Origin of the sequence: Pseudobacteroides sp. (genome assembly GCF_036567765.1) — a bacterium.
Lineage (GTDB): Bacteria > Bacillota > Clostridia > Acetivibrionales > DSM-2933 > Pseudobacteroides.
The window spans coordinates 82,934-96,078 of sequence record NZ_DATCTU010000032.1 but is presented as its reverse complement, the minus strand read 5'-3'; the positions used below and the strand labels follow the sequence as shown (position 1 = coordinate 96,078).

General features: G+C 38.0%; 14 protein-coding genes. All 14 read right to left on the bottom strand.

Features of this window, described 5'->3' with window-relative positions; genetic code table 11:
• Window positions 1–36: 36 nt before the first annotated feature.
• Window positions 37–948 carry a MinD/ParA family protein gene (locus VIO64_RS04975; protein ID WP_331915777.1) on the bottom strand — a complete coding sequence of 304 codons (912 nt, stop codon included), beginning with the start codon at window positions 946–948 and terminating at the stop codon, window positions 37–39.
• Window position 949: 1 nt separating this feature from the next.
• Window positions 950–2,173 (bottom strand): flagellar biosynthesis protein FlhF, encoded by a 1,224-nt coding sequence (gene flhF / locus VIO64_RS04970; RefSeq protein WP_331915775.1) that lies wholly within the window; start codon window positions 2,171–2,173, stop codon window positions 950–952.
• Between the two features lie 2 nt (window positions 2,174–2,175).
• Complete coding sequence (gene flhA / locus VIO64_RS04965) at window positions 2,176–4,200, bottom strand: flagellar biosynthesis protein FlhA (protein WP_331915773.1); 2,025 nt, start codon at window positions 4,198–4,200, stop codon at window positions 2,176–2,178.
• A gap of 59 nt (window positions 4,201–4,259) precedes the next feature.
• Complete coding sequence (gene flhB / locus VIO64_RS04960) at window positions 4,260–5,381, bottom strand: flagellar biosynthesis protein FlhB (RefSeq protein WP_331915771.1); 1,122 nt, start codon at window positions 5,379–5,381, stop codon at window positions 4,260–4,262.
• Entirely contained in the window at window positions 5,378–6,169 is a 792-nt protein-coding gene (gene fliR, locus VIO64_RS04955) for a flagellar biosynthetic protein FliR (RefSeq protein WP_331915769.1), read from the bottom strand. Before fliR ends, flhB begins: the two co-directional genes overlap by 4 nt.
• Before the next feature lie 52 nt (window positions 6,170–6,221).
• A complete protein-coding gene (fliQ, locus tag VIO64_RS04950; RefSeq protein WP_331915767.1) occupies window positions 6,222–6,491 on the bottom strand; it encodes a flagellar biosynthesis protein FliQ in 270 nt (89 codons plus the stop codon).
• Window positions 6,492–6,551: 60 nt separating this feature from the next.
• On the bottom strand, window positions 6,552–7,325 hold the full coding sequence (fliP, locus tag VIO64_RS04945; RefSeq protein WP_331915765.1) for a flagellar type III secretion system pore protein FliP: 774 nt from the start codon (window positions 7,323–7,325) through the stop codon (window positions 6,552–6,554).
• Window positions 7,315–7,803, bottom strand: a complete 489-nt coding sequence (locus VIO64_RS04940) for a flagellar biosynthetic protein FliO (RefSeq protein ID WP_331915763.1) — start codon at window positions 7,801–7,803, stop codon at window positions 7,315–7,317. The genes fliP and VIO64_RS04940 overlap by 11 nt, the downstream gene beginning before the upstream one ends.
• Before the next feature lie 17 nt (window positions 7,804–7,820).
• Complete coding sequence (locus VIO64_RS04935) at window positions 7,821–8,183, bottom strand: response regulator (RefSeq protein ID WP_331915761.1); 363 nt, start codon at window positions 8,181–8,183, stop codon at window positions 7,821–7,823.
• A gap of 104 nt (window positions 8,184–8,287) precedes the next feature.
• Window positions 8,288–9,469, bottom strand: coding sequence for a flagellar motor switch phosphatase FliY (gene fliY / locus VIO64_RS04930; protein ID WP_331915759.1), 1,182 nt, complete (start codon window positions 9,467–9,469; stop codon window positions 8,288–8,290).
• Between the two features lies 1 nt (window position 9,470).
• Complete coding sequence (gene fliM / locus VIO64_RS04925; RefSeq protein WP_331915757.1) at window positions 9,471–10,457, bottom strand: flagellar motor switch protein FliM; 987 nt, start codon at window positions 10,455–10,457, stop codon at window positions 9,471–9,473.
• 12 nt (window positions 10,458–10,469) lie between these two features.
• Window positions 10,470–10,988 carry a flagellar basal body-associated FliL family protein gene (locus VIO64_RS04920; RefSeq protein ID WP_331915755.1) on the bottom strand — a complete coding sequence of 173 codons (519 nt, stop codon included), beginning with the start codon at window positions 10,986–10,988 and terminating at the stop codon, window positions 10,470–10,472.
• 366 nt (window positions 10,989–11,354) lie between these two features.
• The gene (locus VIO64_RS04915; protein WP_331915753.1) at window positions 11,355–11,564 is read right to left on the bottom strand and encodes a flagellar FlbD family protein; all 210 of its coding nucleotides are present in this window, start codon (window positions 11,562–11,564) and stop codon (window positions 11,355–11,357) included.
• Between the two features lie 216 nt (window positions 11,565–11,780).
• Complete coding sequence (locus tag VIO64_RS04910; protein WP_331915751.1) at window positions 11,781–13,145, bottom strand: flagellar hook protein FlgE; 1,365 nt, start codon at window positions 13,143–13,145, stop codon at window positions 11,781–11,783.

Below are 13,145 nucleotides of genomic sequence, written 5' to 3'. Positions count from 1 at the left end.
ATATACCCCCATAATCTTTTAGTATATACTTATTTCCTAGACATTTAAGAAACCAACCAGCCTGTTCATAAAACCTTTTATTCCTTTTATTTCTGCTTCACTGCTATCATTATTGTCGCATATTAATTTTCTTGATATATCCCTAATCTGCTTTGAAGCATTGCTTTTTGGAAAACTAATGAGAAAAGGGTTTTGAGTTTTTACCGCTTTGATAACAGCTTCGTCGTGCAGCACATAACCAAGAGGCATTAGCTTTAAGGAAAGGAACTTTTCCGATACAATAGAAAGCTTGCTCAATAAATCATTAGCTTCATTTGTATCCTCAGCCCTGTTGACTATAACCTTTATAAGTCTTCCCTTATCCCTGTTGGATATCATCTTTATAAGTGCATATGCATCGGTTATTGATGTCGGTTCAGGTGTTGTAACAAGGAGCACCTCATCGGCAGACATAACAAAGTTCATCACATTATCGGAAAGTCCTGCACCTGTATCTATTAAAATGATATCTGCTATCTTATCCATAAGTGAGATATTTGACAAAAACTTTTCAAGCTGGCTGTTATCAAGCTTTATGAGTTCTTCAACGCCTGACCCTCCAGATATGAACTTAACATTGCTAGGCCCTTCCGATAGAATTTGTAAAATGTTTTTCTCACTATGTATTACATCAACCAGTGTATGCTTAGGTATCATTCCAAATAAAACATCTATATTTGCAAGGCCAAAGTCAGCATCCAAGATTATGACTTTAAGCCCTAATTCACTTAAGGCAATTCCAAGATTCACCGCTATATTGGTTTTGCCTACACCGCCCTTACCGCTGGTTACGGTGATCACTTTGGCATTTTTCTTCTCAACCGCAGGAATCAAATTCTGTTTGTTATTTTTTTGTAGGGATTTCAGATTGTCAACAATCTTTCTGAGTTTTTCTGCCTGATCCATCATATCAAGATATGCTCCCTAATAAATTTTTGGTCATCTTGTCGATATTCAAAACCTCAATATCATCAGGCACACATTGTCCAGTTGTAACAAATGATAAGTTCTTACCCGTACGGAATTTAGTATTTAAAATAATTCCATTAACCTGACTTTCGTCAAGTTTAGTAAAAATCAATTTATAATCCTTTAAGAAACTGTAATTTTGAAGAATGTCATTGCAGTTGCGTACGCTTGTAGTTGAGCTCATAACCAAATATACTTCATCCGCTTCCGAGGCGGCAATGAGAGCCTTTAACTCATCAAATTGGGATTTGTTCCTATAGCTTCTTCCTGCAGTATCAATGAGAACTACATCCTTGTCCGCATATAAGGAAATTGCATCCTTAATTTCATTAGGTGCGTAAATTACATTAACAGGCAGGCCCAATATTTCCGCATATGTCTTTAACTGCTCAACTGCTGCAATCCTGTACGTATCCGCAGTAATTAGACCTACATTTTTTCTGAGATTCAAAGAATAATTGGCTGCAATCTTCGCAAGTGTCGTTGTTTTGCCAACTCCGGTGGGACCGACAAATATTATCACTGTCGGCTTTTTATCTTCTTTAAGACCAATAGTTTCCGGTTTGCCTAAAATTCCGGAAATCAGGCTGTATAGCATGGAAGCTGCATCATTAATACTTGTAGTATCACCAATTTTTTTGCTTACAGTATCAATAAGCTTCTTTGCTATTTCCTCCTCAACCTCATTTTTAATAAGATTGTTATAAAACTGCATCAAAACCTTGGAATAAGGCCTTTCTGTCTTTTCCTGCCTTGGCGGGGCAGAAACCGGTGCTGAAGTTGATGTTGAGGCTGGAGCTGAACCGGTATTATTCTGGAACTGCTCATAGATTTTCTTGAGCATGGTCTCCATGTTATTTACCTTATTCTCCAAAACATCGATTTTTTCCTCTTTTTGTTCCGAATTTGTTTTAAAATTTATTTCCTTTTGTGTCGAACTTTCCTTTTGTTTGTTTGTTTCGACTTTTTTCACAGTTTCTTTCTTAGTACTGATATCATCATCGATGGCTGCAAGAACCTCAACCATAGGCTTGGCAAAAAAACTCAAAAGGCCTCTTTTTCTTACCTTTCTGGTGTTTAGTATAACCGCCTCATTACCCAAATCCATTTTCACCTTCAGTATTGCTTCCTGCGTATTACTTCCCATATAACGTCTAATCTTCATACTTAAATACTCACCATCCCTATCGATTGAACTTCTATATTAGGGTCAATTTCACTATATGATAGAACAATTAACCCCGGCAGAAACCTTTCCGTCAGTCTTTTAAAATATAACCTTACAACCGGCGATGCCAGTACAATGGGCTGCTGTCCCAATTCAACCAGCCTCTGCACCTGCCTTGACAAACTGGACAAAATGGTGTTTGTAACATCAGGCTCAATTGTAAGGTAAGAGCCGTTTTCTGTTCTTTGTACTGATTCCATAATAATCTGCTCTAGCTTAGGATCTATAGTAATCACATTGGATTTATTGTCATTTATAAACTTTCTTGATATTGCTCTTCCTAATGCCTGCCTAACATATTCAGTAAGAATATCGGGGTCATGAGTAACAGGTGCATAATCTGCCAATGCTTCCAGGATTGTTACCATATCCCTTATTGAAACTCCTTCTTTCAAAAGATTGGCAAGGACCTTTTGTATCTCACCAAGAGTCATAACCTTTGGAATAAGCTCCTCCACTATGGCAGGATAGTTCTGTTTTACGTTATCTATAAGGGTTTGAACCTCCTGTCTTCCCATCAGCTCATTGGCGTTTTTCTTTATTACCTCGGTAAGGTGAGTAGCTATTATTGAAGGTGAATCAACTACGGTATACCCAAGCATCTCGGCACGGTCTCTCTGGCTTTCAGAAATCCACACTGCAGGAAGTCCAAACGCCGGCTCAACAGTCCTTATACCATCTATTTCCTCCTCTACAGTGCCAGGATTCATTGCCATGTAGTGATCCAGCATTATATCGCTTTTTGTAATCTCAACACCCTTTATTTTAATCACATACTCATTTGGGCTAAGCTGTATATTATCCCTGAGTCTTATTACGGGAACAATCATTCCAAGCTCAAGGGCCAGCTGCCTTCTTATCATAACAACCCTGTCTAAAAGGTCTCCACCCTGATTGACATCGGCCAGCGGAATTATTCCATAACCAAATTCCAATTCTATCGGGTCAACCTGCAAAAGGGATATTACATTCTCAGGCTTTCTGATTTCCTCAACTTCACTCTCCTGAACCTGAACCTCTTCCTGGATTTGCACTTCCTTCTGCTGTTTCATAAGCGTGGCACCAACAATTGCAAGAATGGCTGCCAGTACCAGAAACGGTATTGTAGGCAAAAACAGCGATAAAACAACACATAATCCGGAAGATAAGAACAAAACTTTGGGGTTTCCGAATATCTGTTTTATAAGGTCATTACTCATCGCTGAGTCGGATGCTGCCCTGGTTACTATAATACCGGTAGCTGTCGATATAAGGAGAGCAGGGATCTGGCTCACAAGACCATCACCAATTGTGAGTATTGTATAGTGCTCAAGTGCAGTTCCAATCTCTTCACCTCTCATTAATACTCCAATGATAAGGCCGCCGATTATATTGATAAAAGTGATGATAATACCTGCTATTGCATCACCTTTTACGAACTTGCTGGCACCATCCATTGCCCCGTAGAAATCCGCTTCTCTTTGTATCTTCTTTCTTCTTTCCTTTGCATCCGCTTCATTAATAAGTCCTGAGTTAAGGTCCGCATCAATTGCCATCTGTTTTCCAGGCATAGCATCGAGGGTAAATCTTGCTGCTACTTCCGATACTCTTTCGGAACCTTTGGTTATTACCATAAACTGTACTACCATTATTATGAGAAATATTATAAATCCTACAACTATGTTTCCCTGTGCGACAAAGTTACCGAAACCAGCTATAACCTGACCTGCCTCACCTGATGAAAGAATATGTTTTACGGCTGTAATATTAAGTGACAATCTATATAATGTAGTTATAAGCAGCAGCGATGGGAAAATTGACATATCCAGTGCTTCCTTGGAGTAGATAGTGTTGAGCATAATTACAACGGCAAGGGATATGTTTATAGCAAGAAGGATATCCAATACGAAGCTAGGTATGGGTAAAATTATTATAAGAACTATGGATACTATAATAATGGCAACTGACATATCTCCTAGCTTCATTTTATACAAATACCCCCTCTTTACAAGCAGTTTATTTCTTCCTTCGAGATGACTAAAACCTAACTTCTTGCACCAGCCTCATTCTTAAGGCCATAAACAAAGGCCAGTATTTCCGCAACCGCCTGATACATTTCCTCAGGAATCTCCTGTCCTACCTCCACACTTTGGTACAAACTTCTGGCAAGGGGCTTGTTTTCTACAATTTCAACTTTATTCTCCCTTGCAACCTCCTTGATTCTCTGGGCTAGATAGTCCTGTCCCTTTGCTATTACCATGGGGGCAGGTGAAACGTTTGCATCATATCTTATTGCTACCGCAAAGTGGGTAGGGTTTGTTATTACAACATCGGCCTTAGGTACATCGCTAAGCATTCTGCTCATTGATATTTGTCTTTGCTTTTGCCTTATTTTGGACTTTATTTCCGGGTTACCTTCTGTCTGTTTAAACTCTTCCTTTATTTCCTGCTTGGACATTTTTAGGCTTTTCTCAAATTCATACCACTGATATATATAATCAACAGCACCTATAAAAATAAGTGCTATACATATCCTGATTGCAAGGTCAACTATGGATGAAGCAATAAAGCTGGCAACACCTATAGCATCCAAATCCATCATTATCAGTATATTGTCTGCTTGAGATTTGATGTAGGAGTATGCAATAAGCCCTACAATTGCAAGCTTTATGATGGATTTTACAAGTTCAACTACTGATCTTAATGAAAAAATTCTCTTCAAGCCGCTTAAGGGGCTGATCCTCTCAAACTTAAACTTAAGGTTTTCAAATGTAAAAAGAAATCCAACCTGTGCATACTCTGCTATCAGCCCTGTTATTAATGCTACCGCTAATATGGGACCGCATATTTTTATCAGTTCAATGCCGGAAAGCATAAAAAGCTTTGTAATTCCGTTTATTGTATAAAGATCAGGAATATTTACATACTCGGTAAGCACAACCTTGGCGAAATATGTGATTTCATTATACATGTATCCGCCTAACAAACGAAGTGCTACAAATATAAACAATAAAACAAATGCCGACGTAATTTCCTTACTTTGTAAAACCTGCCCTTTCTTTCTGGCATCCTGCCTTTTTTTCGGAGTTGCCTTTTCGGTTTTGTCACCGGCAAAAAGCTGCAGGTTAACCTGTATATACTTTTTCCTAAAAGGGTCTATAGTCATTTTTTTAATACCATATCCTTTATGACTTTGAACATTTCATTATCCAATTCTCCTACCATAAAGCCTACCAGATAAATAAATGCCGGTATTGTAAGCACCATTACCAAAACTCCAAGAATGATTTTTGCCGGCATACCTACTATAAATACGTTAAGCTGCGGAATACTCTTTGATATAATCCCCAGTGCAATGTCTGTAACCAATATGGCAGCTATTATAGGTGCACTTATCTTAAACCCTATCAAAAACATTTTACTGAAGCTAGCCAGTACATCGTTAAGGAGAATAGTATTAAAAGCCACCTCCCCGGCGGGAATGAATCTATAGCTTTCAAAAAGACCTTTCATAATTACATGATGGCCATTTGATGCCATCAGTACCATCATGCTTATCATATAGTAGAAGTTTGACGATATGGGAATCTGGATATTGCTTATGGGATCTAGTACGTTTACCATACCGAAGCCTACCTGCATGTCAATTAACTGACCTGCCATCAGTATTGCATCAAAAATAACATTAGCTATATATCCTAGAATAATTCCTACTATAAACTCTTTAAATATCAGCATGGTATAGGAATAAATATTATTTCCATAATCCACCGGATTCATCTTTACTGCATTCATGAGCAAAAGGGCTGTAATAAGAGCCAGTCCTACCTTTAAATAAACCGGTATGTTTCTTCTCCCGAATATGGGTGCTATCACAAAAAGCCCCGTCATCCTGACAAAAACCAGGATAAACATTCCTATGCCGTTTAACAGTATCCCTTCCGGTATTTGCATTATACTCCACCTACTAGTGTATAAATAATTTGAAATCCAACTATAATTCTATTTACTTAATATAATGATTTACATTCATAAAAATCCCCTCAGTAAACTCAATCAGCACCCTCAGCATCCATGAACCGAAAAGCAGTATACTTCCTAATACAGCCAGAATTTTTGGTATGAATGTAAGTGTCTGTTCCTGAATCTGAGTAGTGGCCTGAAAAATACTGATTGCAAGACCTATAATAAGACTAAGCCCCAGCATGGGAGCTGAAACATATACAACAGTCATCAGCGTCTTTTGTGCCAAATCTATTACTGCTCCCTGATCCATATAAAATCCTCCTGTTACTTTTAAGTCTCTATATTTCCAATAGCTATAAATTCTATTGCGTCATCGGACAAAGCTATTGACAATTGTTTTTGTCAATAGATTCCAGCCATCAACCATTATGAACAGCAGTATTTTAAAGGGCAGAGATATCATTACAGGAGGAAGCATCATCATCCCCATTGACATCAAAGTACTTGAGACAACCATATCTATGACCAAAAATGGTAAATAGATTAGAAAGCCAATTTGAAATGCCGTCTTAAGCTCGCTTATTAAAAAAGCCGGAATAACTACTGTAAGAGATAAATTTGACAGATCCGCTTTTTTTACAGGAGTTGTGCCTCCTGATAATGATACGAAGAGAGCAAGATCCTTTTCATAAATATATTTGTACATAAAATTCTTTATTATTGTAGATGCTTTATCAACAGCAACCTGCTGAGTTATCTCACCCTTTGTATAAGGCTGGAACGCCTGCTCGTTTATTTCCTTGCCTACAGGTGCCATAATAAACAAGGTGAGAAACAGTGCCAAACCTATTAACACCTGATTTGGCGGCATTTGCTGTGTACCCAGTGCGTTACGCAGAAAAGATAATATTATTATAATGCGGGTAAAGGATGTCATCATCATTAGTATCGATGGTGCTAATGATAAAACCGTCAGTAGCAGTAAAATCTGTATGCTCGAAGAAACATCCTTGGGATTCTGGGAAGTACCTATATCCAGGCCAATTTTAGGGATTGGTATAGACTGCTCGGCAAAAACGGCAACTGGAATAATCATTATGAAAATAAAGGCAATTATTGTAATGAAAACCTTTTTATTTCTCATTAATATTATCATCTCCATAATCTTCAACCGGTTTTCCAAACTTAGAAGACAGTATTTTTAGCCTTTGTAAATTGCCTTTAAACCTTGACGCTTCCATGTTACTATTTGGTTCATCATTATTATCATTCTTTTTATTTTTGAAGTTTTGAAAATACTTATCAAAAATCGCTTTAAAATCAAAGGTATTATTTGTTTCGGCATCCATTTCCATATCTAATTCATCCAGCTTTATTTCCTTAATAAATTCAAGGTTCTTTCCGGATGATGCCATGAGAATAAACTGGTTTCCGGCCTTAACCAGATACAACTGCTTATTCATTCCTAATGTTACTGTATCAACAATACTTAAGTACTTTCCTTTTGATGCTTTGTTCATTCTTGTACCAAGGAACCTGGTGGTGATGTATGTGAGAAACAGTATGGACCCGAAACCCACCAAATAAACAAATCCCTTAAATACAGTAACTGTAGTATCCATTAGCCAATGCTCCTATTCTACCCCAGGACTTTCTTTACAGCCTCGACAACTCTTTCTGCCTGGAATGGTTTTACAATGAAATCTCTTGCTCCTGCCTGTATGGATTCTATAACCATAGCCTGTTGTCCCATTGCTGAGCACATGATAATTTTTGAATCGGTATTAATTTTTTTAATTTCCTTTACTGCCTGAATACCATCAACTTCAGGCATGGTTATATCCATTATAACCAGATCTGGAGAAAGCTCCTTGTACTTTTCAATTGCCCTTGCACCATTTTCTGCCTCACCTGCAATTTCATAACCGTTCTTTGACAGGATATCCTTGATCATCATCCTCATAAACGCTGCATCATCAACAATTAGAATTCTTTTACTCATTCTTGATCCCTCTCCTTAAATTAGATTCTGTTAAGCTTAATGTATTATGAGAGTACTGCAATTTAATAACACAGTAATTTATATAAATTAATATTACCCACATTTTATAGTCTTTTCGAAGGATGTATAATATCAGTAATTCTCACACCAAAGCTTTCATCAATTACAACAACTTCACCTTTTGCAATAACTTTTCCGTTTACCAGTATATCTACAGGCTCACCAGCAAGCTTGTCGAGCTCTATAATTGAACCCGGGCCAAACTCCAAAATATCCTTTATAAGCTTATTGGTTCTTCCAAGCTCAACAGTTACCTGAAGAGGAACATCCATAATAATGCCTATATTCTTTTTTTCAACCACCAGCTTGCCCTCATCAAAGGACTGAAACTGTACGGGCTGCACATTTATAGGCCCGCTGTTGTGATGAGGTTCATTATATCCCATATGCTCGTTCCCAAACCCGAAACCCGTTTGCTGCTGAGGCTGGGGCGAAAACTGCTGCCCAAACCCTGATGATTGCATGGATTGTGATGAAAACTGCTGCATGGAAGGCTGCATCGGCTGTGGTGAAGACTTAACAGGTTCAGGCTGGCTAGTGCTTTTCGTATCCATGTTAAGCAGGTTATCCACAAGGTTTTTGGCAAAGTTAATAGGTATAAGCTGCATAATTTCGCTGTCAATGAGGTTTCCAATAATCATTTTAAAGGAAATCTTTACTACAGTCTTTTCCTTCTCAAACTCATTAAATGGATGTTCTGCTCCTGTCCTTATATTGAAAGCCTTAGGGGGCGAAATATCTATTCTTTTATCAAACAGCGATGACATAGAGGTTGATGATGATCCGATCATCTGGTTCATAGCCTCTCCTATAGCACTTAAGTGCAATTCGGAGAGTTCTCCCTGACGGTTGCTTCCATCCCCGCCCATCATTAAATCGGTTATTATCTTTACATCATCTTCTTTCATGATTAATAAGTTTATGCCGTTAAGCCCTTGGGTATATTCAACCCTTACCGCAACAACAGGCAGATCATATGCTGCCGACAACTCACCCCAGGTTGATACGGTAACCTTTGGCGTTGTTATGGTTACCTTGTGGCCTAGTAAAGTAAACAAGGTAGTTGCAGAGGTTCCCATGCTTATATTGCCTACTTCTCCAAGTGCATCAATTTCCTGAGGGCTAAGACCTTCTGCATTGCCTGCACCATTATCCAAAGAAGGTTCTGATATGGGTGTACCATTCAGCAAGGCATCAATTTCTGCTTGTGAAAGCATATCTCCCATTCTATTCATCCTCCCTTTTTAAAACATCCGTAATTTTTATGGAAACTTTACTCTTTTTTACTCCCGGGCTGGCGTAAAACTTAAGAATGTCCCCCACCAGAACCTCAAGATTGCCGTTTATATTTGTATCTAAAGGCAAAACGTCTCCCTGCTGCAATTCGATGAATTCCGATACATTAATAACTGTTCTCCCAAGTATTGCTTTTAAGGGTACCACCGTCTGCTCTATTTTACTCTCTATATTTTCTTTTATATCTGAAGTAAATTCTTTCTCTATGGTAGAAAACCAGAACTTTGTGCTGAGCTTTGAAACAATAGGCTCAACAACCATATGAGGGATACATATGTTAATCATTCCTTCCACTTCCCCAACTCTTGCACTTAATGTTACCAGGGCTACAATTTCATTAGGAGAAATGATTTGTGCAAACTGTGCATTGGTCTCAATTTTTTCAAGCCTAGGTCTTATGGCAATAACATTTTCCCATGGCTCTCGCATGAGGTTTAACATCTGAATTATAATTCTTTCAATAATAGCCAGTTCTATTTCGGTAAATCCCCTTACCCTATCCATTGATGAACCTTTCCCACCTAAAATTCTGTCAATCAAAGCAAAGGATATGTTAGGAGCTATTTCAAATATAATTGAGCCTGTTAAAGGCGTAAAATCAACAACAGACAAAATAACCGGGTTGGATATGGAGTTATTAAACTCATAATACGAAAGCGGTTCGACAGATATAACATCGACCTGCACAAGAGTCCTAAGGTAACCTGATAAAAAGTTTGTTACCAAACGGGAGTAATTCTCATGTATTATATGTAATGTTTTCAAGTGATCCTTTGCAAATTTACTAGGCCTTCTGAAGTCATGGCTTTTAATCTTCTTCTCTTGAGTAGTAGTCTGCATCTGTTGTACATCTATTTCCCCGGTATTCAGGGCTCTAAGCAGTTCATCTATCTCATTTTGCGAAAGTATATCTCCCATTTGGTCACCTCCTTACTGATAGAACCAATCTTCAAGTACAACTGAATATACCAGATCAGTCTTAATTATTTCAGACTCCAACAACAAATGGTTAATCTGCTGCTTTAACTCTTTTTTGGTTTTTTCCTTGGTTTCCGGCTTTGATACTTCATCCACAGACATATTTAAAAAGTAATTTCCTACCAGTTCCCTCATTTCACTTTCATATGCCTTGAGCTTTACTGCAACATCCTTGATTCCTTCAACCTTAATAAAATACTTGAGTTTTATACTTACTCTGATAGCAGCAAGTGACTTTTCTTCGGATGACGGACTTGATTTCAGGTTGAAAATTTTATCACCTTCAAAAAGTGCCATTTCTGCCAATTCACTGTCCTTAGGTGTTGTAACAGTCACTGTCTCAACAACCTTTGTCTCTTTACCAGAGTTGTTGCCTCCGAAAACAAAGACATAAATAGCAAGCACAGCTAAACTTAAAGAAAGAAACGCAACAACAATCAGCAGAACAAAAAAGCTTCCTTTTCCACCCACCTCTAATGCCCCCTTTTATAATCCTTATAGTACCCATTTAGGGATACCTAAAAGAATTACACTGAACAAAATCACAAAGTGATTTTATACACAACACTAACATTAATGTTCTATAGCTAAACAAAAAGTAAATCTAAAAAATAACATCGTGTTACCTCAATTTACTTTCCTACTACTAAATTTCAATATTTCTTTGGATTACTTATTAAGGAATGACTAAACAATTACTTCCCTTTCAAACGTGTATTAACGAATTATGTCAATGCATAAGCCCATATTATAGTGGAAGTTATATATTGGTCATTACTGTCCAGACAGCTTAATTTAAGATTATTAAACCTTCAAATTGCTTTATTAAAAATGTAATCAAGAATAGATCAGTTCATCTCTGCTGATAAACATTATTTTTCCCTTATATTGTATCACCTTATCCACTATTTGATCAATAGTTTCCGATACAACAAGTTTTTTACCATGTATTGTAGTCAATACAGTATCTGGCGTTGACTCAACCGACTCAATTAATTCACAATTTAAAACAAATGTTGAACCATTCAAACGCGTTAATTTAATCATAATATTTTTACCTCAAAAACTCAAGTGTTTTTTTATGTTACTTTTTTATGTTAAGAAATTATTAGACTGCGGCCATATTAAATTTACCCTGATGACATAAGCGTTTAGCAGGAATTTATAATACTCAAAAATTATTACTATAGACTGCTTGAAATTATTACAAGCAGTCTATTTGAAAACAATGTAACATAATTTAATTATTCAACCATAATTATCTTACCTTTTTAGGTTAACCAATTCCTGAAGCATCTCGTCTGATGTGGTAATAATTCTGCTGTTTGCTTGGAATCCCCTTTGAGTTACAATCATATCTGTGAATTCTCTGGAAAGATCAACGTTCGACATTTCCAGTGTTCCAGGATTCAAACTACCTACCCCTTCACCGCCAGGCTTCACGGCCTTCTTAAAGTCTCCCGAGTTGGTGGTGGGCAAGTACATATTGTCCCCAACCTTCTGAAGGCCTCCAGGGTTTTCAAAGCCGGCCAACGCCAACAGCCCTAACGGCTGCTGCTGACCATTGCTGTAAACCCCTGTAATAATCCCATCGCTTCCGATATTGAATGTAACCAGATTACCTGTTGGATAACCATTTACGTCGCTAGGCTTAACAGAGCTATCTGCATCATACATTGTAAGCTTTTGAAAATCCAGTGTTACATCAATAGGCTGTGTTCCCACACTTGATCCCGGTATCAGCTGTATCATAGGATTTGTACTATAGCCGGATGCAGTCGTAACAATCTGCCCTTTTGTATCAAACTGTAAAAAGCCGTTTGCAGTTGATGACCCAAAAGTGGCATTTACACCTGATCCTGATGATGCCGACCAGAACCATACTGTTCCTCCTGTGGTTCCGCTGGCTGTTATACCGCTTGCTGAATCCTTCCAGAAGTTAATACTTATCTTGTAATTATTGCCTAAAGTATCATAAACTGTCATTGGGACTGTAAACTGAGGCAACGATGTAGAAATTGCACTTCCAAGTGGAGCCTTTGATGCATCCAGATTTCCTGCGAATACAGCACTCGAAGTTTGTCTTGCTGCAATCATTCTCTTATTTTTATTATATACATCAGAGTAAAGGTTTATTGGCTCTACAGGCTTTTCAGTATCAAATTTATAAGAACCGTCAGCCTGCATGGCTCCGCCGTAATCCTGCCATCCATAAACATTCAACCCCCCTGAAGAAACAAGGTTTCCCAGCTTGTCCACACCAAAATTACCTGCCCTGGAGAATTTGAATAAATCAGCTGAACCACCCTTCAGTATGAAAAAGCCTTCTCCTTCAATGGATAAGTCTGTCGGGTTATCGGTTCTTTGTAAGCTTCCCCTTGTATGTATGGTATCAACAGCTCCTACACCCAGCCCGAGACCGAGCTGCATGGGATTAGTTCCCCCTCTGCCTGTGGTTGAATCTGGTGCTGATGCACCTTTCATAGTTTGACTGAATACTTCCTGGAATGTTACCCTTCCTGATTTAAATCCAACAGTATTAACATTTGCAACGTTATTACCAATAACGTCCATTCTTGTTTGGTGAGCCCTTAACCCCGATACACCGGAGAACATAGATCTCATCAT